At 65.7% G+C, this 20,339-nt stretch carries 21 protein-coding genes; 16 read left to right on the plus strand and 5 right to left on the minus strand.

The window, feature by feature from the left end; translation table 11 throughout:
• Positions 1-94 precede the first annotated feature (94 nt).
• Both prmC and ACFPPB_RS12275 read right to left on the minus strand, forming a co-directional pair.
• Entirely contained in the window at positions 95-919 is an 825-nt protein-coding gene (gene prmC, locus ACFPPB_RS12270; RefSeq protein WP_377327454.1) for a peptide chain release factor N(5)-glutamine methyltransferase, read from the minus strand.
• Positions 912-5,012: a hypothetical protein gene (locus ACFPPB_RS12275; protein WP_377327456.1), complete on the minus strand. Its 4,101-nt coding sequence runs from the start codon at positions 5,010-5,012 to the stop codon at positions 912-914. The genes prmC and ACFPPB_RS12275 overlap by 8 nt, the downstream gene beginning before the upstream one ends.
• A gap of 233 nt (positions 5,013-5,245) precedes the next feature.
• Between ACFPPB_RS12275 and ACFPPB_RS12280 the strand changes: the two genes are divergently transcribed.
• From ACFPPB_RS12280 to ACFPPB_RS12315, 8 genes are all read left to right on the plus strand, one after another.
• Positions 5,246-6,259: an NADP-dependent oxidoreductase gene (locus tag ACFPPB_RS12280; RefSeq protein WP_377327457.1), complete on the plus strand. Its 1,014-nt coding sequence runs from the start codon at positions 5,246-5,248 to the stop codon at positions 6,257-6,259.
• A gap of 444 nt (positions 6,260-6,703) precedes the next feature.
• Positions 6,704-7,177, plus strand: coding sequence for a hypothetical protein (locus ACFPPB_RS12285; RefSeq protein WP_377327459.1), 474 nt, complete (start codon positions 6,704-6,706; stop codon positions 7,175-7,177).
• 122 nt (positions 7,178-7,299) lie between these two features.
• Positions 7,300-7,677, plus strand: a complete 378-nt coding sequence (locus tag ACFPPB_RS12290) for a hypothetical protein (protein WP_377327461.1) — start codon at positions 7,300-7,302, stop codon at positions 7,675-7,677.
• A gap of 29 nt (positions 7,678-7,706) precedes the next feature.
• Positions 7,707-8,678: a LysR substrate-binding domain-containing protein gene (locus ACFPPB_RS12295; RefSeq protein ID WP_377327463.1), complete on the plus strand. Its 972-nt coding sequence runs from the start codon at positions 7,707-7,709 to the stop codon at positions 8,676-8,678.
• 129 nt (positions 8,679-8,807) lie between these two features.
• The gene (locus ACFPPB_RS12300; protein WP_072758265.1) at positions 8,808-9,227 is read left to right on the plus strand and encodes a rubrerythrin family protein; all 420 of its coding nucleotides are present in this window, start codon (positions 8,808-8,810) and stop codon (positions 9,225-9,227) included.
• A gap of 152 nt (positions 9,228-9,379) precedes the next feature.
• Positions 9,380-10,723 carry a (Fe-S)-binding protein gene (locus ACFPPB_RS12305; RefSeq protein WP_377327465.1) on the plus strand — a complete coding sequence of 448 codons (1,344 nt, stop codon included), beginning with the start codon at positions 9,380-9,382 and terminating at the stop codon, positions 10,721-10,723.
• A 112-nt stretch (positions 10,724-10,835) separates the two neighbouring features.
• A complete protein-coding gene (locus ACFPPB_RS12310; protein WP_377327467.1) occupies positions 10,836-11,417 on the plus strand; it encodes a DUF3501 family protein in 582 nt (193 codons plus the stop codon).
• A gap of 2 nt (positions 11,418-11,419) precedes the next feature.
• On the plus strand, positions 11,420-12,019 hold the full coding sequence (locus ACFPPB_RS12315; protein WP_377327469.1) for a hypothetical protein: 600 nt from the start codon (positions 11,420-11,422) through the stop codon (positions 12,017-12,019).
• Positions 12,020-12,073: 54 nt separating this feature from the next.
• On the opposite strand, the gene msrA is transcribed toward ACFPPB_RS12315, so the two are convergent.
• The 3 genes from msrA to ACFPPB_RS12330 form a co-directional block, all read right to left on the minus strand.
• Positions 12,074-12,715, minus strand: coding sequence for a peptide-methionine (S)-S-oxide reductase MsrA (msrA, locus tag ACFPPB_RS12320; protein WP_377327595.1), 642 nt, complete (start codon positions 12,713-12,715; stop codon positions 12,074-12,076).
• Between the two features lie 62 nt (positions 12,716-12,777).
• The gene (locus ACFPPB_RS12325; protein WP_377327471.1) at positions 12,778-13,296 is read right to left on the minus strand and encodes an adenine phosphoribosyltransferase; all 519 of its coding nucleotides are present in this window, start codon (positions 13,294-13,296) and stop codon (positions 12,778-12,780) included.
• A 36-nt stretch (positions 13,297-13,332) separates the two neighbouring features.
• Positions 13,333-13,608 (minus strand): putative signal transducing protein, encoded by a 276-nt coding sequence (locus ACFPPB_RS12330; protein ID WP_377327473.1) that lies wholly within the window; start codon positions 13,606-13,608, stop codon positions 13,333-13,335.
• Between the two features lie 114 nt (positions 13,609-13,722).
• On the opposite strand from ACFPPB_RS12330, the gene ACFPPB_RS12335 reads away from it, so the two are divergent.
• The 8 genes from ACFPPB_RS12335 to ACFPPB_RS12370 all read left to right on the plus strand — a co-directional run bounded on the left by ACFPPB_RS12335 (position 13,723) and on the right by ACFPPB_RS12370 (position 20,336).
• On the plus strand, positions 13,723-15,513 hold the full coding sequence (locus ACFPPB_RS12335) for a glutamine--tRNA ligase/YqeY domain fusion protein (protein WP_377327475.1): 1,791 nt from the start codon (positions 13,723-13,725) through the stop codon (positions 15,511-15,513).
• Between the two features lie 9 nt (positions 15,514-15,522).
• On the plus strand, positions 15,523-16,080 hold the full coding sequence (locus tag ACFPPB_RS12340; RefSeq protein ID WP_377327477.1) for a nucleoside deaminase: 558 nt from the start codon (positions 15,523-15,525) through the stop codon (positions 16,078-16,080).
• Positions 16,077-16,793, plus strand: coding sequence for a TVP38/TMEM64 family protein (locus ACFPPB_RS12345; RefSeq protein ID WP_377327479.1), 717 nt, complete (start codon positions 16,077-16,079; stop codon positions 16,791-16,793). The genes ACFPPB_RS12340 and ACFPPB_RS12345 overlap by 4 nt, the downstream gene beginning before the upstream one ends.
• A 432-nt stretch (positions 16,794-17,225) precedes the next feature.
• Entirely contained in the window at positions 17,226-17,615 is a 390-nt protein-coding gene (locus ACFPPB_RS12350) for a type IV pilin protein (protein WP_417715090.1), read from the plus strand.
• Positions 17,616-17,618: 3 nt separating this feature from the next.
• Positions 17,619-18,098, plus strand: a complete 480-nt coding sequence (locus ACFPPB_RS12355; protein ID WP_377327483.1) for a GspH/FimT family pseudopilin — start codon at positions 17,619-17,621, stop codon at positions 18,096-18,098.
• Positions 18,095-18,655 carry a type IV pilus modification protein PilV gene (gene pilV / locus ACFPPB_RS12360; RefSeq protein WP_377327485.1) on the plus strand — a complete coding sequence of 187 codons (561 nt, stop codon included), beginning with the start codon at positions 18,095-18,097 and terminating at the stop codon, positions 18,653-18,655. The genes ACFPPB_RS12355 and pilV overlap by 4 nt, the downstream gene beginning before the upstream one ends.
• Positions 18,655-19,782 carry a PilW family protein gene (locus ACFPPB_RS12365; protein WP_377327597.1) on the plus strand — a complete coding sequence of 376 codons (1,128 nt, stop codon included), beginning with the start codon at positions 18,655-18,657 and terminating at the stop codon, positions 19,780-19,782. The genes pilV and ACFPPB_RS12365 overlap by 1 nt, the downstream gene beginning before the upstream one ends.
• Complete coding sequence (locus tag ACFPPB_RS12370) at positions 19,782-20,336, plus strand: pilus assembly PilX family protein (RefSeq protein ID WP_377327487.1); 555 nt, start codon at positions 19,782-19,784, stop codon at positions 20,334-20,336. The genes ACFPPB_RS12365 and ACFPPB_RS12370 overlap by 1 nt, the downstream gene beginning before the upstream one ends.
• Positions 20,337-20,339 lie beyond the last annotated feature (3 nt).

The raw sequence follows: 20,339 nt of genomic DNA on the forward strand, positions 1-20,339 counted from the left end.
TGCACAGCTGCGTGCTCGCTCGCCAGCAATGAACCGGAGAGCATCGCGGCTGAAGCCGCTCCCACAAAACCAGAGAAACCCGATGTGCGGCGGTCTACGCGAAGCGGCCGCCACTGACGCGGTCGCGCTGCTCCAGGTCACAAGCCGTGAATACCTCGGCGTAGCCTGCCTCGCGCAGCAATGCACGAGAGGCATCGCCCTGGTTCCAGCCATGCTCGAACAGCAGCCAGCCTTCGGCATGCAGGCAGGCGGGTGCCTCGCGCACGATGCGGCGGATATCGTCCAGGCCATCAAGGCCTGAAGCCAGCGCGCTGGCCGGTTCGAAACGCAGATCGCCCTGCACCAGATGAGGATCTTCCGCTTCGATGTAAGGCGGGTTGGAGACGATCAGGTCGAACTGCCGGCCGGCCAGCGGCACCAGCCAGTCGCCCTGCACGAAAGCGACGTTGCCGATGGTGTGACGCTGCGCATTGCGGCGGGCGACGGCAAGGGCATCGGCGCTGGCGTCGGTGGCGGTCACCTGCGCGCGCGGTCGTTCGTGCGCGATGGCCAGCGCGATCGCACCGCTGCCGGTGCCGAGATCGGCCACGCTGCAAGCGGCGACGCCCGGCAGGCGCTGCAATGCCAGTTCGACCAGCAGCTCGGTCTCCGGGCGCGGGATCAGCGTGGCCGGAGTCACTTCCAGATCCAGCGACCAGAAGCCGCGGTGCCCGGTGATATAGGCCACCGGCTCGCCGCTCGCGCGACGATCGAGCAATCTCCCGTAATCGGCCCGGACGTCTCCATCCGGCACGTCGTCGGCATGTGTGAACAGCCAGCTGCGCGGCTTTTTCACGACGTGCAGCAGCAGCAGCTCGGCATCGAGACGCTCGCCGAGCCGCTGCGTGGCCGCCGCCAGCATGTGGCGGACATCAGGCATCGTGCGGCTCCGGTTTCGGCGGCGTCGATGGTGGCGGTGGTGCCGCGCCGGGTTTCGGTTCGCGCTGGCGCCAGTAGCCGCCGTGCGTCCATGCGTCGAACGCCCAGCGCAGCCAGCCGATCAGCGCGTTGGCCAGCCACAGCGCCCACGCCAGCATGGCCAGTTTGTACACCCACAGCGAAACGCTGAACACGCCGCCGCCAGGCAGCATATTGGCGCTCTGATCGGCGAACCAGCGCAGGTTCCAGGCAGTGGACTCGTTGCCGGCCACATGCATGTCGGGCAGGCCGAGCAGCCCCTTCGGTACCGCGCTGATCAACACGGCCAGCGCCACCAGCGTGAGTGCCGCGAGGCCGAATTGCAGCAGGTTGAATGTCGTCGGAGCCAACCGCTCCGCCGGCGCGCCGCGCGCGCGCAGGCCCAGCAGGATCAGCCACAGCACTACCAGCGCGTAGGCACTCCAGGCGAACGCGGAGAAGCCCAGCCCCAGCAGCAGCCAGTGATGGAAACGCAACGGTGTCGGCGCGTAGCGCGCCAGCCCCCATGCCGCCAGCAGCAGCACGATCAGCTGCGACCAGTACAGCACCGCCGGCCCGGCGGTCGGTCCCCATGTCCACAATACCCAGCGATCCTGCGGCAGCTGCAGTGCCAGGTTGATGTTCGCCATCGGTGCGTGCAGCGCGAACGTCGGCGTGTGCGTGCGCGCGGCAACGCCATGAGGTTCGCGCAGGCGCAACGTGTAATCGTGCGCACCGGGCAGCAGCGGCAGGCTGAGCTTGCCCTCGCGCACGGCGAGGTTGATCGGCAGGTTGTCGCGCTGCGCCTCCAGCAACTCGGCACCCGCCGGCAGGTCAATCGCATGCTCGCCGCCGCGCGTGCTGCGGGCATGCAGGCTCAGCGTGGTCTCACTCGAACGCTCGCCTGCGGTGCTGGTCAGCTGCACGCCATCGAAGGCCAGACTGTCGCCCGCCACCGCCACCGGTTGATTGAAAGCCAACTGCAGGCTTTCGCCCGGCAACGGCTGGTAAAGCAGGCCGTCGTCGCTGGCGCTGGTCGGCACGCCCTTGGCATCGACATGCCACATCGGTGCCGCCTGGATTTCCCAGACCTCGGCGCGTTCGCCGAGGTCCGGAGCCTTCAACGCCAGCTGCGCGGCATGATCGAGGCGACTGGTCCAGCTCACGCTGTTGCTGTTCGCGTTGAATGTGACGCTGATGCGTCCATCCTTGACCAGCGCATCGTCGCCCAGCGGGTGCTCGCCCGGCAGCAGCGGCAGCGTGGTGCTGAAGCCGCCCTGCTGCGGAGCGATGCGTTCGGCCACGTTCTGCACTGTCCAGTCCAGACCCAGCACCAGACGGCGGGTCAGCCGCACATACGGCGGAAAACTCTGCGCGGCCGGAAGATTCTTGCCGTCGCTGGCGGTACGCACGCGATGCAGTGCGATGCTGTCGCCCAGCACGCGGCCGTCATCGACTCCGTCCAGCCACCAGCCCTGACCGCTGAACATGACGCGCTGCGGTCGCTGCGCAAAACGCAGACTGACGCTGTCGGCCGCCCCGATGCGGTAGTGCAGACTGACCCGATGCACGCCGCGATCCAGCCGCAACAGCAATTGACCGGCGTCGCGCGCGAGCGGCGCGCCGGCATGGCCATCCACGGCGACATCGAGCCATTGCAGTGCATCGTCGGCCTGCGGCAACGGCAGCGCGACCGGCGCGCCGATATGCGCTTCCAGTTCCACATCGAGCGCATCGCCATTGACCTGCAGCTGCGCCTGCGCCAGGTCGGCACAGGCCGGCGCGCATTTCGGCGCCTCGGTCAGGCGGTTGCGCAACTGGTCGAGCAACTGGTCGCTGGGCAAGCTCTGCGCATGCACGCCATGCGGCAACAGCGCCAACGCCAGCAACGCGGCACCTGCCACGCGGCCGCCACGCCAGCCAGCCCAGCGACCACGCCACGGCAGCAGCAGCGTCGTCACCAGCTTCGCCAGCAAGAGGGCCAGCAGCGCGACCATCGCCACACGTAGCAAGCGCACCAGCCACGAAGGCGCGATCACCAGCCGCATGCTCTGCTCCGGCGTCACCGGGCCGGACCAGCCCAATTGGTAGTTGTTGCCCTCGTTCCAGCGCGGCATGCCGGCGCCGGCCTGGATCACGCTGCGGGTATCGATGCCATGACCTGCGCCAGCCGGACCTTGCGCAGTCGACTGGGCGACGCCACCAAGAACCTGTAAAACGACCGGCGGTTCGGAAGAGGACATCGCATCGTTCGCCATCGACTCGGCTGGCGGTGCTGGCGGTGCTGGTGCCGGCAACATTTGCCGCTTCGCCGAAAGCTCCTCGACCGCCGGCGGCTCGATGAAATTCGCCTGCACGATGCGACTTCGATTGCCGCCTTCCAGTTGCGGATGCAGCGCGTACTGCAGCTGTGTTGCGGCGAACGGCAGCGTCCACAATACCGCCAGCGCGAAGATCGCCACCGCCCCGGTGCGGGCAGCGGAGCGCAGACGGCCTTCCGGCAATGCGCGCAACAGCAGTGCCAGCGCCAGCGTGACGGCCAGCGTCCACAGCGGCGCATGGCTTTCGTGCTGCGCCAGCGCGAGATAGCCCGCGGCTAGCAGCGCCCACCGCCAGCCCAGCAGGCGGCCGGCCAGCAGCGCGATCAACGCCACCACGAACAGGTCGAGCAGGCTCCATTGCGCGACCCATGAGTCGGGCGAGCGATCGACCCCGACCGTACCGAGCAATCGATAGCCCGAAGGCAGATGCAAGGTGGCGTGGATGCCTTCCAGCGGTATCTGCCAGCCCGCACTGGGGAGCGCACCACGATAGCTTGCGAGGCGCAAGCCGGCGTTGAGGTCGAGCTGCTGCTCGCGCAGCTCGACGCCGCTTCTATCGCCGGTGCCTCTGGTGATCAGCAGCGGCTCGTCAGCCTGCGCCGCGCGCTGCAGTTGCCACGGCGCCGCCACATCCAGCCGCTGGTGATGGCGCAGATCGCCGGAGAGATGGTCGGCCACGCTGAGGCCTGCGCCGTCGAAATCCAGCCACAGCTCGCGCTGCAAATGCAGCTGATCGCCTTGGCCGCCCTCGTCGCCACGCGCGCCCTGTTCTATCGCCAGGCCTGTGTTGTCGTCGAGAGCATAGGCCGGCAGATTGTTCCAGTCGGGTGGCACTCCAGCCTGTGCCGCATCGGTAGCGTTGCCCTCGACGCGCGTGCTGCGCAGACCGGTGCTGTCGGCATAGCTCCAGATTTCCTGTCGCGGCCACGGCACGGCCGGCAGTCTCAGTGCCACCTTGCTCAGCGGCGCGACACTGCGGGCCGCCAGCACGACGGTCCATTGCCCCGGCCGCAGCTGCACGCGCAACTGGCCATCGTTCTCCAGCCGGGCCGGCAGGTCACCGGACAGCGCGGTAGCCACAAAACCGGCCGGCAAAGCCGGACCAAGCAGCTGCTCACGCGCACTCCCGGTGACATTGAGCTGCAGCCGCGTTTCCAGCGTGGCCGGCAGCCCGTCTTCGAGGCGGCGATAGACACGCAGCGACAACGCGTCGGCGGCGCGTTGTGCCGCGGCGGCTTCGCCGAGAGTGAGCTGGTCGCCGTTGCGTTCGATGCGCGCAACGGCCGCACCGTCGACGCTCAGCGAAACCAGTCCGATCATGGCCGGCACGCGCAGGCGCGCGGGGCGAGACGTCCACGGCAACGTGCCGCTCAATTGATAGTCGCCCGGCATCAGCCACAGCATCGGCGCGCCGGCGCGCTGCAGTACCGTCGCCGTCTGCTTGTTGACGCTGACCTGCTGCGGCCAGCTCCTTTCGTCGCCCGGCAAAGCCACCCAGCCCGGCGCATCCACGTGCACGTCCAGGCTGAAACGGCCGCCGTCCCTGCCGGCATCGAGGGTCAAGCGGCCGGGCCACGCGCATCGATAACTGCCGTCGCCCGGCATCTGGTTGGCGAGGAACGGACAGTCGTGCTGCGGCACATCGTGCAACACCCAGCTCTGCCAGTCGCGCAACGGCGCCGGCAAATCCTGTGCCGGCAACGGCGTGGCGAACAGCAGCCCCAGACTCAGCAATCCGGCCAATCGACGAAGCATGCGATTCTCCCTGTGTGCCGTGCGGCCGGCACAGTGTAAGTGGAACACGCAGGCATGTAGCGACACCTGCATCCGTTGTGACGGCGGTGACGCGGCGCCGATGACAATTCAACGCAGCTGACCGACCGATGGGGTTGCCAGCCGGGGCGTTGCGCCGAAACTGCATCTCGGTGACCGGCGGCGCCACGCCGTATAGTCGCGAGCGAGCTGCCTCCCTTCTCTAGGTGAACCGCATGTCCCTGATCAATCGCCAGCTGCGTCTCAAGACCCGCCCCGAAGGCCTGGTCGCCCGCGAGGATTTCGACCTGGTCGAACAAACCGTGCCCGAACTGAAAGACGGCGAGGTATTGGCGCGCGTGCTGTACCTCTCGATGGACCCGACCAACCGCGTATGGATGCGCGACATTCCCCAATACCTGCCGCCGGTGGCGATCGGCGAAGTGATGCGCGCACTCGGCCTCGGCCGCGTGGTGCAGTCGCGCTCGACGCAGTACCGCGAAGGCGACCTGGTGCAAGGCGTTACCGGCTGGCAGGATTATCTGGTGTTCCACGACAGCGCCAAAGGCTACGTGCGCCTGCCCGCCGACCCCGGCATCCCGCTGCCTACCCTGCTCGGCGCCTGTGGCATGAGCGGCGTCACCGCCTACTACGGCCTCACCGACATTGCCCCGGTGCAGCCCGGCGAGACGCTGGTGGTTTCCGCCGCTGCCGGCGCGGTGGGCTCCATCGCCGGCCAGATCGGCAAGATCATGGGTGCCCGCGTGGTCGGCATCGCCGGCGGCGCCGACAAGTGCCGTTATCTCACCGGGGAACTGGGCCTCGATGCCGCCGTCGACTACAAGTCCGCGGACTTCAAACAGCAGCTCAAGGCCGCCACCTCCGACGGCGTGCACGTGAACTTCGAGAACGTGGGCGGCGAGGTCATGCGCGCGGTGCTTTCACGCATGGTCATCGGCGGGCGCGTGGCGCTGTGCGGACTGATCTCCGGCTACAACAGCGGCGAGCGGCCCAGTGACGACTTCGGCGTTTTCGTGATGAAGCGGCTGAGTATGCGCGGATTTCTGGTGCTCGATTACACGAAGACGCGCGAGGCGGTGCAGGCGCTCGGTGGGTGGATTCGCGACGGGCGGTTGAAGGCCGAGGAGACGGTGGCCGAAGGGTTGGAGAACGCGCCTGTGGTGTTGAACCGGTTGTTTGATGGAAGTCATCGGGGGAAGTTGGTGTTGCGGGTGGACCCGCAGGCTTGATGATTTTTTCTGTAATGCCTGCTTTCGGTGGCGGCCTTGGGTGGCCGATGCAGCGGTTTGTCCATATCGTTGCTGCTTACTCGCAAGCCACATTGAAGCAAGAGCTTTCGTTCTCCCGCGGAACCAGGGCCACCTTACACCGCGACCTCTTGTAGGAGCCCGCTGGCGGGCGATGCCTTTGCTCCGGGTTGGTCGGTTGATTCAAATCACCTACCAAAGAGCAAGAGCAAGAGCATCGCCCGCCAGCGGGCTCCTGCAACAACGAAGGGTCGGGCGAAGTGACTCGGTGGTCGAGGGTCGATGAAAGTTCCTGCCTGCGGTCCGGCAACGAAGCGACAAAGCATCGCGACTGAAGTCGCTCCCACATCCCGCCATGAGAGAGAAAACCCAGGCGCCACATCCCCAAGAGAGGTATCGTCCGCGCTCCTCCGGATCGGACTCCCCATGGCAACGCCGAAACCCTTCCAGTACGCCGGATTCCTGAGCCATCTGGAACAAATCGCTGCGTTCGTCCCGCTGACAGCCGATACACCGATGCCGCCAGTGCTCGCACGCATGCTTCTGGCCGCAGACGGAACCGGCCAGCCGGCGCCAGCCGTCGCTCACCTGATCCAACTGTTTAAAGCTCGCAAAGCCGTGCTGCAGGCATCGTCAGAGACCGCCTTGGTGGCCGATGAGCTGCGCCGATACCAGAAATTCGCCAAACCGGGACAGCCATCGCCGCATATCGTGCAGCTGCGGCAGCAACAGGCGGCCGTGCGGCAGGCTTCCAGCCGGTCGAAACAATCCTTCATCAAGGCGGCGGCCGCATTCGTGCGGGAGGCCGGTATCGACGTTCCGCAGCGTATGGCGCTCGAGGTGTTCATCGTCGGCTGGAGCGATGCCAACGTGCCGCTGGATGCCGTGATCGTGAGCTGAGCTTCGGCTGTCGGGTGATCCAAGGATGGTCTAATCAACCCCCGTATTCGTCATTCCCGCCAAGGCAGGGCTCTCCAACAGCCGAAGGGCTGGTCATCCCGTGCCGTTCGCGTGACGCGGTGATGCGCAAAGGCGCCGGGTCCCCGGATATCGCTTCGCGATTCCGGGATGACGAGAAAAATCAGACCATCCCCAAGACCTTCACACGTCTCAGCGGCTACTGGCAGGCACCGTCAACCGGGCGTCAAGGGTCCAAACGCATGGCCCGCGGATACCGCGATGGCGGCTACCTAAGATCAAAGCCGCCCTCCCTGTCATCGGTGAAGAACCAAAAAAAGCCGATGGCGGGTCATCTCGCCATCGGCCGGGAGAGCCCGCGCGCCTGCGGGGCAGATGGAGGGACTCCGGCACACGGGCTGGCGCGGGCAAAAGCCCAGAACCTCGTGCTTGCATTGCTCCAATTGATTGTTACCATCCAAGCCATAGCAAAAACCTATTGAAAGTGCGAATACATCGAACCGGGTGATCCATGAATCTGCGCGATCTCCAATACCTGGTTGCTCTGGCCGAACACCGGCATTTCGGGCGCGCCGCCGAGGCCAGCTTCGTCAGCCAGCCGACCCTTTCCACCCAGATCAAGAAGCTGGAGGACGAGCTGGGCGTGCCACTGGTCGAGCGCACCCCACGCAAGGTGCTGTTGACCGAAGTCGGGCGCGACATCGCCATCCGCGCACGCGATGTGCTCAACCAGATCGACCAGATCCGCGGCGTGGCCCGGCGCACGCTCGATCCCGAATCGGGCACGGTGCGGCTTGGCATCTTTCCGACCCTGGGGCCGTATCTGTTGCCGCATGCCTTGCCGCTGGTGCGCGCGGCGTTCCCCCGGCTCGAACTGCTGCTGGTCGAGGAAAAAACCGAGGCGGTGCTGCGCCTGTTGCGTGAGGGCAGGCTTGACGCCGGCATCCTGGCCCTGCCTCTGCACGAAGACAGCCTGCACAGCGAATTCCTGTTCGAGGAACCCTTCCTGCTCGCGGTTTCGGAACAGCATCCGCTGGCGCGCAAGCAAGGTCAGCTGAAACTGGCCGATCTGAGCAACCAGAACCTGCTGCTGCTGGAGGACGGCCACTGCCTGCGCGACCAGGCGCTGGAGGTATGCCATATGGCCGGCGCCGGCGAGCGCAGCGGTTTCCGCGCCACCAGCCTGGAAACGCTGCGCCAGATGGTGGCCGCCAACGTCGGCATCACCTTGCTGCCGGTGACGGCGGTGAAGCCGCCCGTGGCACCGGTGCATGGCTTGCACCTGATCGAGTTCAAGGGGCATCCGCCAAGCCGGCGCATCGCCATGGTCTGGCGCAAGAGCTCGGCGATGGACGCGTTCCTGAAACGTCTGGCCGAGGTCTTCAGGCAACTGCCTGCCGATCTGCTGGACGCCCACAATGCCGCCACGCCGCTACCGGAAAAAAGCGCGGCGCCAGCCACCGGCAAGGCCGCTCGTCGATAGCTGCGGGCTATGCGCTCCATCTAGACAATCAATTTCATCATTTGCCCAGCCGGCGCTAGGCTCGGTCGATGACGACCGCAACGGTCGAACCCGCATTGCCCTCCCAGCCGCACGCCACGAGGTGATGTCATGAGCAACCTGAAAGGCTCCAAGACCGAGCAGAACCTGAAAGACGCTTTTGCCGGCGAATCGATGGCCAACCGCCGCTACCTCTACTTCGCCGGCAAGGCGGATGTGGAAGGATTCAACGACGTCTCGGCGGTGTTCCGCTCCACCGCCGAAGGCGAGACCGGCCACGCCCACGGCCACCTGGAATACCTGGAAAACGTGGGCGACCCCGCCACCGGCCTGCCGTTCGGCGAGACCCATCTGAACCTGAAGAGCGCCATTGCCGGCGAGACCCACGAGTACACCGACATGTACCCGGGCATGAGCAAGGCCGCACGCGAAGAGGGCTTCGACGAAATCGCCGACTGGTTCGAGACCCTGGCCAAGGCCGAACGCTCGCACGCGAACCGCTTCACCAAGGCGCTGAACGAGCTGGGCTGAGCTGTCCGTCGGCTTCGCTTTTTCTGTGGGAGCGGCTTCAGCCGCGACAGGTGCGCGAGGCTGGAGCAACGCCCCGGCCACCCGGTAGATCGATCGCGGCTGAAGCCGCTCCCACACGGAAGCACGCACTGGCATGCTCTGAGGAAACGACCATGGCCGAGCCCACCGGCGGTACACGCGAAGGCAACCTGGATGCTCCAACCCGGCATCCGCTGGACTGGACCAATCCCGACTTCATGGATCAGCAATCGCTGGATGCGGAGCTGGAACGCGTGTTCAACATCTGTCATGGCTGCCGCCGCTGCGTCAGCCTGTGCCATGCCTTCCCCACCCTGTTCGACCTGATCGATGCGTCGAAGACGATGGAGCTCGACGGCGTCGACAAGGCCTACTATCCCAAGGTCACCGAGCAGTGCTACCTGTGCGACCTGTGCTACCAGACCAAATGCCCGTACACGCCACCGCATCCGTGGAACGTGGATTTTCCGCACCTGATGCTGCGCGCCAAGGCCGTGCACTTCCACGAGCACGGCGCACCGCTGTCGTCCTTGATCCTGTCGAATACGCGCGGGGTCGGCAAGCTGGCCTCGATCCCGGTGGTGGTGCAGGTGATCAACGCGGCCAACCGCCGTCCGGGTGCGCGCAAGCTGCTGGAGAAAACCATGGGCGTCGATGCCGATGCCCGCGTGCCCGCGTACCACACGCCCACCGCACGCAAGCGCCTGCGCGACCTCGACGGCAGCGGCACGGTGACGCCGGCCGGCCGCACGCGCGGCAAGCTGGCGTTGTTCGCCACCTGCTATTGCGACCATTCCGATCCGGTGGTGGTCGAAGACCTCGCCGCGATACTCGCGCACAACGCGATCCCGACCCGGCTGGTCGAACGGGAAAGCTGCTGCGGCATGCCCAAGCTGGAACTGGGCGACCTGCAGACGGTGAAGATGTACAAGGAGCGCAATATCCCGGTGCTGGCCAAGATGGCGCGCGAGGGCTGGGACTTCACCGCGGCGATCCCGTCCTGCGTGCTGATGTTCAAGCAGGAGCTGCCGCTGATGTTCCCCGACGACGCCGACGTGGCGCTGGTGCGTGACCGCTTCTTCGACCCGTTCGAATATCTCGCCGAACGGCACAAGGCGGGGCTGTTGCAGACCGGCTTCAAGCAGTCGCTGGGCAGGGTCGCCTGGCAGGTACCGTGCCACCAGCGCGTGCAGAAGATCGGCCCGAAGACCCGCGACATCCTGCAACTGGTACCGGATACGGAAATCGTCACCATCGAACGCTGCTCCGGCCACGACGGCACCTACGGCGTGAAGCACAAGACTTATGCGAACTCGCGCAAGCTGGCCAAACCGGTGGAGAATCGCGTGGCGCAGGCCGACGCCGACCACTTCACCAGCGACTGCCCGATGGCCGGCGGCCATATCGCCCATGGCCTCGACGACAAGCCGGCGGCGGAACATCCGCTGAGCCTGCTGCGCAAGGCGTACGGCATTTGAGAAACGAGTGGAAAGAGCGAGAAACGAGTGAAGAGGAGTGAGAAACGAGTAAAAGCCCCCACTGCCCTCACTCATTTCTCACTCCTCTCCACTCTTCACTGATTTAAAGCCCATGCACAAGCTAACCCGCTCCGACCTGCTCACCCTCGAAGCCTATGCGCAGCAACGCGGCGAGTTCCGCGCCCGCGTGATGGCGCACAAGAAGAAGCGCACGGTGCACATCGGCGAACACCTGACGCTGATCTTCGAGGATCGCCTCAGCGTGCAGTACCAGGTGCAGGAGATGTTGCGCATCGAACGCATCTTCGAGGCTGCCGGCATCCAGGACGAACTGGACGCTTACAATCCGTTGATACCGGACGGTGGCAATCTCAAGGCGACCTTGCTGATCGAGTACGCCGACGTCGAGCAGCGCAAGCGCGAACTGGTGCGCCTGCGCCGCATCGAACATGCGATCGCGCTGAGCGTGCACGAACATGCACCGGTGACCGCCATCGCCGACGAGGACATGGAACGCAGCAATGACGAAAAGACCGCCGCCGTGCACTTCCTGCGTTTCGAGCTGGACGCGGCGATGATCGCGGACTGGAACGCGGGCGCAGCGGTCACGCTGGCCTCGACGCTGCCGGCAATGCCGGCCGAAGTGACCCTGACACCCGAACAGCGCTGCATGCTGGCGGCCGATTTCGTTTGAGCATGCGCAAGCTCCTGCTTGGCGCCGCCGTGCTGCTGGCGCTGCTGGGTGCGATGTCGCACTGGCGCCACCGCCCGCTGCACCCGCTGCCGGGCGTGCTCGCGGCCGAACCGCCCGAGCAGGTCGACCTCGACCACGGCGCGCAATTGCAGCGCGGCGACATCACGCTGACCACCCGCGCCCATTTCGACATCACCGCACGCGTGCTGTCGCGCAGGGATTATTCCTGGGGCGCCGACGCGGACCTGGTCCCCGAAGACCTTGCGCTCGGCTGGGGCCGCATGTCCGACAGCGATGTGCTGGCAAACATCGACATCACCCAGTCCGGCCGCTTCTACTACTGGCACGTGAAGGAATTCCCGATCCCGCGCCGCGAAATCGAAACCTCCAGCGCCAACATGCACATGATTCCCGCCGACCCCGGCGTGAGGCGCGAACTCGAACAAGTGCGCCAGGGCCAGGTCGTCCATATCGAAGGCTTCCTGGTTGACGCCAGCCGGGCCGACGGCTGGCACTGGAACACTTCGATGACCCGCGAGGACACGGGCGCAGGCGCGTGCGAGCTGGTCTATGTCGAAAGCCTGGATATCGTCGCGCCTTGAACGCCGTCCAGGACGACTGGCACCGGCCGGCGCGGTCGCATCATCCCCGCAAGCTCACCCGATCGGATGACGCACTCCGGTTCCGCCCAACCCGTCTTGTCCATCCGGGTTCCTGGACAGGTATTGCTGGTACTCGTCCTCGGCGTAGTAGAACGGGCCGGCGACGGATATCTCCGTCGTGATCGAATGAAGGCCGGCGCGGTTGAGTTCCGCCTGACAACGTCTGGCCGAAGCTTCGGCGATGCCCAGCTGCGCCACGTTGGACGTATAGACGGCCGAACGGTATGGGGTGCCGACGTCGTTTCCCTGGCGCATGCCCTGGGTCGGATCGTGGCTTTCCCAGAACACCTTCAGCAATCGTTCCAGGCGGATCTGCGCCGGGTCATAGATCACCTGCACCACCTCGGCGTGGCCGGCCCGGCCGGAACGGACTTCATCGTAGGTCGGGGTCGACGTATAGCCGCCGGCGTAGCCGACCGCCGTGGTCAGCACGCCCGGAAGATCCCAGAACCTGCGTTCCGCGCCCCAGAAGCGGCCCATGCCGAACAGCACCATCTCGCTCCGCGGATAATTCCTGGACAGCAGCGAGCGCCCGTGAACGTGATGCGGCTGGGCGGGCGCCATCGCCTGCTCGCGTCCAGGGAGCGCCTCATGGCTCTGCGGCATCCGTTGTTTCCAGCCCCCTGTACCGATCACGATCATCGCGCTCTTCGGACGCTACACCTCGCAGCCGACGGCTGCGCTGGATGCCGCTTCAGTCAATAACGCAACAGACTGTGCAACGGCTTACTCCCCTGCCAGCGGGTCCGCCCGCGGGCTGCAACCAGCTCGATGACCACGCTGGCGCCGATCAGTTCGGCATGCAGCCGGTCGACCAGGGAGGCTGCCGCGGCCAGCGTGCCGCCGGTGGCCAGCACGTCATCGACCAGCAGCACCCGTTCGCCCGGCTTCAGCGCCTCATTCTGCGCCTCCAGCCGATCGCTGCCGTATTCCAGTTGATAGTCCACGGCCACGACCGGCGGCGGCAGCTTGTTCGGCTTGCGCAACGGGACGAAACCGGCATGCAGCTCCTGCGCCAGCGCGGCGCCGAAAATGAAGCCGCGTGCCTCGATGCCGCATATCGCCTGCACACCGCTGGCCCGCCAGGGCTCGGCCAGTGCGTCGATACACCGGGCAAACGCAGCGGCATCGGCGAGCAACGGAGCAACGTCACGGAACAACACCCCGGGGGTGGGGAAATCCGGTACGGCACGAATCAGGGCAGCCAGCTCTTGCATGAAGCTCCTTGAAGATGTCGCGCCGGCCTGGGCGGCTCAGCAAGGTACGGTCAGCGGATCATCGGGCAGGTCGTCGTCCTGAATGGCCGACCGCGCCTCGACGAGCCGGGCTTCCACTTCGCCCACGATGCCGCGGGCGATGGCCACACTCGATTCGGGCACCATCACCGCGATGTAATCCATGGCGGGCAGCTGGCCGACCGCACCGGTCAGGTATTCGCCGGCGATGAATGCCGGGATGTCACCGGCTTCCAGCGCATCCTTGACCAGATGGGCATCGAACAGGTTTTCGGCGCGATAGACGATGTGCATGGCCTGCACGCTAACCCGCTCGGCCTCGCGGGGCAAGGTGGACCGGCGATCTGCGTCCAGGGCGGCGACAAGGTAAACTTGGACGTTTCCGCTACTGCCTGCGAGCCCTGCCCGATGTCGATCGACCATCCCGCCACCGCACCAGCCACGCCGACGGCCATCGTGCATCCGGCGGCTTCGGAGCAGGCGGCTCCGCAGCAAGACTTCATCCGGCAGATCGTGCGCGACGACCTGGCCTCGGGCAAGCACCACGCCATCCATACGCGCTTTCCGCCGGAACCGAACGGCTACCTGCACATCGGCCACGCCAAGGCGATCTGCCTGAACTTCGGCATCGCGGGCGAGTTCAGGGGCTGGTGCAACCTGCGCCTGGACGACACCAACCCGGGCAAGGAAGATCCGGAGTTCGTCGAGGGCATCAAGGACGACGTGCGCTGGCTCGGCTTCGAATGGCATGCCCTGCGCCACGCGTCGGATTATTTCGAGGTGTTCTACCGTTCCGCGCTGAAGCTGATCGAGGATGGCGTGGCTTATGTGGACGACCTCAATGCCGAGGAGATGCGCGAGTATCGGGGCACGCTGACGGCTGCCGGCCGCAATTCGCCCCATCGCGAGCGCAGCGTGGCGGAGAACCTCGACCTGTTCCGCCGCATGCGCGCGGGCGAGTTCGCCGACGGCAGCAAGACGCTGCGCGCGAAGATCGACATGAGCGCCGGCAACATCAACATGCGCGACCCGGCGATCTACCGCATCCGCAAGATCGCCCACCAGAACACCGGCGACGCGTGGCCGATCTACCCGATGTACGACTACGCGCACTGCCTGTCGGATGCGCTGGAGGGCATCACCCATTCGCTGTGCACGCTGGAGTTCGAGGATCACCGGCCGCTGTACGACTGGTTCGTGGACAAGGTCGACCTGCCGAACCACCCCCAGCTATGGCAGCCGCTGGTCGACGCCGGCCTCTCGACGGTGCCGGCCAAGCCGCGCCAGATCGAGTTCTCGCGGCTCAACCTCAGCTACTGCATCACCAGCAAGCGCAAGCTGGCCCAGCTGGTGAACGAGAATTTCGTGGACGGCTGGGACGATCCGCGCATGAACACGTTGCGCGGCCTGCGCCGGCGCGGCTTCACCCCGGCCGGGCTGCGCCTGCTGATCGAGCGCGTGGGCGTGAGCAAGCAGAACAGCGTGATCGACTACGCGGTCCTGGAAGGCTGCATCCGCGAGGATCTGGACACCACCGCGGCGCGCCGCATGGCGGTGCTCGATCCGCTGAAGCTGGTGCTGACCAACCTGCCGGAAGGCCACGGAGAAACGCTCACCTTCGCGAACCATCCGAAGAACGAGAGCTTCGGCACCCGTGAAGTGCCGTTCGCACGCGAGTTGTGGATCGAGCGCGAGGATTTCGCCGAGGTGCCCCCGAAGGGTTTCCACCGCCTCAAACCCGAGGGCGAAGTGCGCCTGCGCGGCGTCGGCATCATCAAGTGCGAACAAGTGATCAAGGACGCCGACGGCAAGGTGAGCGAGCTGCACTGCGCGCTGGACCCGGAAACCCGCCACGGCATGCCCGGCGCGGATCGCAAGGTGAAGGGCACGATCCACTGGGTCAGCGCGAAGCACGCAGTCGCCGCTGAAGTGCGCATCTACGAGCGCCTGTTCAGCGTGGCCGCACCGGACAGTGAAGAAGACGGCAAGAGCTGGCTCGACCACGTCAATCCGCAAGCCAAGCAGGTGGTGCGCGGCTGGCTGGAGCCGGCGGCGGCGAACGTCGATCCGGAACAGCGCTTCCAGTTCGAGCGGCTGGGCTATTTCGTGGCCGACCGCGTCGATCACCGCGCCGCGGCGCCGGTGTTCAACCGCACCGTGACCTTGCGCGACACTTGGGCCGCGCAGGCCGGAGCCTAGGGAAGCCGCATGTTGCCACTGCAGATCCATCTGACCTTGCCGCCATGGATCAGCGAGGTCGCCGACGAGAGCCGCACCTATCTCACCGACGAGGAACGGGTCGGGTTGGCGATAGAGCTGTCGAAGCACAACGTCGAACACGGCCTTGGCGGCCCGTTCGGCGCGGCGGTGTTCAACGCGGCGGGGCGGCTGATCTCGGTGGGCGTGAATCGCGTGGTGGCGCAGACCTGCTCGATCGCGCATGCGGAAACGATGGCGTACATGATGGCGCAGCAACGTCTCGCGGCGTTCCGGCTCAATGAGCAGGGCGGCCGTTACATCCTGGCCAGCAGCGCGCAGCCCTGCTCCCAGTGTTTCGGCGCCACCATCTGGGCCGGCGTCGACGAGTTGCTGATCGGCGCACGCGCCGAGGACGTCGAAGAGCTGACCGATTTCGACGAAGGCCCGTTGCCGACCGACTGGATCGGCGAGCTGCAGCGCCGCAATATCGCCGTGCGCCGCGACATCCTGCGCGACCAGGCGCGCGCCGTGCTGGCCGGGTACGGCACCAGCGGCATACCATATTGAGCCGTTGGCGCGCAGCGCTCCCCCTGATTCTGCTGGTGCTGGCCGGCATCGTGTTGTTCGCGTCCGGCTCGCTCGACCAGTTGACTCCGCGGCAGCTGGTGACGCATCAGGCCGAGCTGCAGGCGCAGATCGCCGAACACCCCTGGCTTACGCGGCTGGCCTATGTCGGGCTGCTGACGCTGACCGTGGCCACCGGCATTCCCGGTACCATCGTGGTGATCCTGGCCGGCGGCTTCGCGTTCGGCATGCTGGATGCCACGCTGTGTTCGTCGGTCGGGCTGACCCTGGGTTCGCTGATCCTTTACCTGGCCAGCCGCTATGCGTTCGGTCCGGGCAGCCGGCGGCCACCGGCGGTCGTGGCGCGGCTGCACCATGGTTTCGAGCGGCATCCGGTGAGCTATACCTTGTTTCTGCGCTTCGTGCCGGTGGTGCCGTTCGGTGCGGCCACCGTCGCGCTGGCCTGGCTGCGCTGTCCGCTGTGGCTGTTTCTCGGTGCCAGCTGGCTTGGCGGCACCATCTCCCTGATCTTCGAAACTTCCATCGGGGCCGGCCTGGGCGACGCCATGAGCCAAAGCGACAGCTTCGGCCTCGCCTTGTTCATGCACCGCGAAGTGCTGCTTCCGCTGGGCGCACTCGCCCTGCTCGCACTGCTGCCCCTGCTGGTCGAGCGCATCACCCGGCGCCACCGGCAGGCGACCAGGCACATCGATTGAACGCCAGGGCGGGCGCTTTGCGTGCCTCGTGGGCCTCCCATGCCGTCCAAGGCGCCCGGCGCGTTCTCCAGCTAGCGGAAAATTCACGCCATCGCCTGACCCAAACTTCTGCCAGTTCCGAAAGGGTGCGTCAGGCCTGAGTAAATGACTTCCCGGACGAAGTCGATAGATCATGCGGAGGGTTCGGCAACCTGCCGAAAAGCCCGCAAATCCGCCATTTGACATTGATTAGGGAACATCTCATATTTCCAGCCGAGCATGGAGTTAGCCCGTGACACAGCACACGGACGAACCTGTCGGTCAACTGAAATAATGCCGACAACCCTAGGGGGGAATATGCCAGTTTCGATCCATTCCGATCGGCGGCTCGCGTCAGCGACCCGCAGATTTTTGTGCCGGACGCGGTCCGGGCCGTGCGCGCGCGGTTTCACGTTGATCGAGCTGATGATCACGGTGGCGGTCATCGCCATTCTCGCTGCCATCGCGGTACCCAGTTACTACCAATACATCCTGCGCTCCAACCGCTCGGCGGCCGAGAGCGCCATGCAGGAAATCGCCAGCGCGCAGGAGCGCTACATGGTCGACAGCCGGCAGTTCGCCGGCGCCCTGACCACGCTGGGCTACAGCGTGCCGAACACGGTGTCGCCCAGCTACAGCGTTTCGATGGTGGCCGTCGCGGCCTCCGTCTCCGGCGGCACGTCGCCGGGCTACACCATCACCGCCACGCCGATAAACGGCCAGACCCGCGACACGACCTGCGGCACGCTCAAACTCATGGGAGACGGCACCAAGTTGCCGACTACCCCGAACTGCTGGAAATGAGCCATGCGCCTATCGCGTAGCCACGGCTTCACGCTGATCGAGATGCTGGTCACGCTGGCCGTATTCGCCGTGCTGCTGATGATCGCCGTTCCCTCGATGCGGCCGTTCCTGCAGTCGCAGAGCGTCAAGAACGCCTCGATGGACATCAGCTCCGCCGTGGCGTTGGCGCGCAGCGAGGCGATCAAGCGCAACGCCACGGTCGACGTGACGGCCAACAACGCGGCCGACTGGAGCCAGGGGTGGGTTGTCAGCCAGACGACCCCCATCGCTACCATCCGCAAGCAGGCTGCCCTCGGCAATATTGTCATCACGGCCACGCCATCCGGCGGAAGCTTCACCTTCGACGGCAATGGCCGGATGACCACCACAGGGGCCACCTTCACGATCGCGCCACTCGACAAGACCGCTCCGCAGCCGCTCTGCCTTACCGTCACGGTGGGCGCCACCGGCCGTGTCGAGTCCACCAAGGTCACCTGCACATGAAAAACCAGACTGGCATGATGTTGATCGAGGCGCTGGTGTCGCTGGTCATCGCGGCCATCGCCCTGCTCGGTACCGTCACCTTGATGGCGAAATCCACGCGCGGCGAGATGGAGTCGTACCAGCGGGTACAGGCACTGACCCTGGTGCAGGACATGGTCTCGCGCATCAACGCCAACCGGCAGGTCGCTTCGTGTTATTCCAACAGCGCCACCGGTCTCAGCACGACCACCTCTCCCCTACCCACCTGCGCTACGGGCTCGGCCGTCCAGATCGCCACCGCCAATGCCGATCTCGCGGCATGGAAAAACGCGTTGCTCGGTTCCAGCGAAGTTTCCGGCAGCTCCAAGGTGGGCGCCATGATCGGCGCCGTCGGCTGCGTCGACGAGGTCCTCCCCTTCGATCCCAACAACCCGATCTATCGCGTCAGCGTTGCCTGGCAAGGCCTGATGCCTACCGCCAAACCGACGCTGACATGCGGGAAGACTTCGATCGGCGATAGCAGTGTTCGGCGCGTGATCAGCGTCCAGGTCCAGATCGCCAACCTCACGACGACATGATGACTCCTCGCGCCCACAGCCAGCCGTTGTCGCATGTCCGCCATCAAGCGGGCATGTCCCTGATCGAGCTGATGATCGCCGTCGCCATCGGCCTGGCGCTGCTGGCCGGGCTCAGTTCGCTGTACGTTTCCACCAGCAAGGCGCGCTCCGAGTTCAACAAGACTTCCGAGCAAGTCGAGAACGGCCGCTTCGCCCTGCAGTCCATCACGCGCGATATCGAGATGGCAGGCTTCTACGGCCGTTCCAGCCTGCCAGTCGCCACGACAAGCTATGCCTTGTCGGATCCCTGCGCCACGGCGCCGGCGTCGATGGGTTTCAGCACCACTCCAGCGCTCACCGTTCCGCTCCCGGTCTACGGGCCAGCGCTGGCAAGCACCGCTCCCGCGTGCTTGCCGGCCACCCTTGCAACCACCCTCCCCAACATGAAGGCGGGCGCGGAGGTCCTCACCGTCAGCTACGTCTCCGGCAGCACCACCGCCACGCCTGATGGCAACAATTACTACCTGCAGCGATCCGGCTGCGAGACCGACAGCGTGTCGATGGTCTACAGCAAGACCGCCGGCGCTTTCACCCTGCACAACAAGGCGCCTTCTGGCAGCAGCGTCTGCAGCACCAGCACGTCGGCCGAGCTGCGCCAATACGTCGAACGCAGCTATTACGTGGCCACCTGCGATGTGTGCAGCGGCACCGGCGCCGATACCACGCCGACGTTGAAGGTGGCCGAGTTCGTGAATGGCGCGATCCAGGTTTCCTCACTGGTCGCAGGCATCGAGGACGTGCACTACAGCTACGGCGAAGATCTCGACAACAACGGCTCGCCTGACTGCTATGTCGACAATCCGTCCGACGTCAGCGCCGTACCGACGGCCTGTGCGGCGGCAGCCGCCGCCGCAGTCCCCCCTTACACATGGACCGCGTCAGCCACCGCCAACTGGGCCAACGTCACCGCCGTGCGCATCAACCTGCTTTCGCGCAATCTCGACAACACGGCCAGTTGGACCGATACCCGTAGCTACGACCTGGGCCGCGCCGCGGCGGACGGTCCGTATAACGACCACTACAAGCGGCATGTCTACGGCACCGTCGCGCGCATCTGGAATACGGGCGGCCTGAGGGAGAACCAGTAATGAAGACCTCTTCAGCCCGCGCCTCGCAGCGCGGCTTCACCCTGGTGATGACGCTGATCTTCCTGGTCATCTTCATGCTCTTCGCCATTTCGATGGTCAGCTCGAGCATGATCAACACCAAGGTCGCCGCCAACCAGCAATACCGGCTGGAAGCCGGCACCGTGGCGCAACAAGGCATCGAGCAGGTGATGAGCCAGCCTTTCATCCGGGTGCCGATTACCACCACCACCCTCGTGCCAGTCGACGTCAACGGCGACGGCAAACCGGATTTCACCGCGCAGGTCGCGCCTCCCGCCTGTCTCGACAGCAAGGTGATCCCGAACGCAATCCTGCCGGTGGGCGACGTGTGCAGGGTGCCAAACAACCCCAACGGCAACCTGATCCTGCCGGGTCCGGCCTCCACTGTATCTCCGCCCCCGGCGGCGCCCTCGATGTGCTCGGCGACGCAGTGGGACATCCAGTCCAGCGTCACCGACCCGAACGACACCGCCGTTGCGGTCACCGTGCATCAAGGCGCCTCCGTACAGGTACCGATCGGTACGCCCTGCCCTTAATTA

It is taken from the genome of Rhodanobacter terrae (assembly GCF_042657005.1).
GTDB classification, from domain to species: domain Bacteria; phylum Pseudomonadota; class Gammaproteobacteria; order Xanthomonadales; family Rhodanobacteraceae; genus Rhodanobacter; species Rhodanobacter terrae.

Coding starts and splice junctions, on each gene's coding strand:
- ACFPPB_RS12355 (WP_377327483.1), top strand. CDS start 17,619: ATGCGCCTATCGCGTAGCCACGGCTTCACGCTGATCGAGATGCTGGTC.
- ACFPPB_RS12315 (WP_377327469.1), top strand. CDS start 11,420: ATGCGCAAGCTCCTGCTTGGCGCCGCCGTGCTGCTGGCGCTGCTGGGT.
- ACFPPB_RS12325 (WP_377327471.1), bottom strand. CDS start 13,296: ATGCAAGAGCTGGCTGCCCTGATTCGTGCCGTACCGGATTTCCCCACC.
- prmC (WP_377327454.1), bottom strand. CDS start 919: ATGCCTGATGTCCGCCACATGCTGGCGGCGGCCACGCAGCGGCTCGGC.
- pilV (WP_377327485.1), top strand. CDS start 18,095: ATGAAAAACCAGACTGGCATGATGTTGATCGAGGCGCTGGTGTCGCTG.
- ACFPPB_RS12330 (WP_377327473.1), bottom strand. CDS start 13,608: ATGCACATCGTCTATCGCGCCGAAAACCTGTTCGATGCCCATCTGGTC.
- ACFPPB_RS12300 (WP_072758265.1), top strand. CDS start 8,808: ATGAGCAACCTGAAAGGCTCCAAGACCGAGCAGAACCTGAAAGACGCT.
- ACFPPB_RS12310 (WP_377327467.1), top strand. CDS start 10,836: ATGCACAAGCTAACCCGCTCCGACCTGCTCACCCTCGAAGCCTATGCG.
- ACFPPB_RS12335 (WP_377327475.1), top strand. CDS start 13,723: ATGTCGATCGACCATCCCGCCACCGCACCAGCCACGCCGACGGCCATC.
- ACFPPB_RS12290 (WP_377327461.1), top strand. CDS start 7,300: ATGCGCAAAGGCGCCGGGTCCCCGGATATCGCTTCGCGATTCCGGGAT.
- ACFPPB_RS12285 (WP_377327459.1), top strand. CDS start 6,704: ATGGCAACGCCGAAACCCTTCCAGTACGCCGGATTCCTGAGCCATCTG.
- ACFPPB_RS12280 (WP_377327457.1), top strand. CDS start 5,246: ATGTCCCTGATCAATCGCCAGCTGCGTCTCAAGACCCGCCCCGAAGGC.
- ACFPPB_RS12275 (WP_377327456.1), bottom strand. CDS start 5,012: ATGCTTCGTCGATTGGCCGGATTGCTGAGTCTGGGGCTGCTGTTCGCC.
- ACFPPB_RS12370 (WP_377327487.1), top strand. CDS start 19,782: ATGAAGACCTCTTCAGCCCGCGCCTCGCAGCGCGGCTTCACCCTGGTG.
- ACFPPB_RS12295 (WP_377327463.1), top strand. CDS start 7,707: ATGAATCTGCGCGATCTCCAATACCTGGTTGCTCTGGCCGAACACCGG.
- ACFPPB_RS12365 (WP_377327597.1), top strand. CDS start 18,655: ATGACTCCTCGCGCCCACAGCCAGCCGTTGTCGCATGTCCGCCATCAA.
- ACFPPB_RS12340 (WP_377327477.1), top strand. CDS start 15,523: ATGTTGCCACTGCAGATCCATCTGACCTTGCCGCCATGGATCAGCGAG.
- ACFPPB_RS12305 (WP_377327465.1), top strand. CDS start 9,380: ATGGCCGAGCCCACCGGCGGTACACGCGAAGGCAACCTGGATGCTCCA.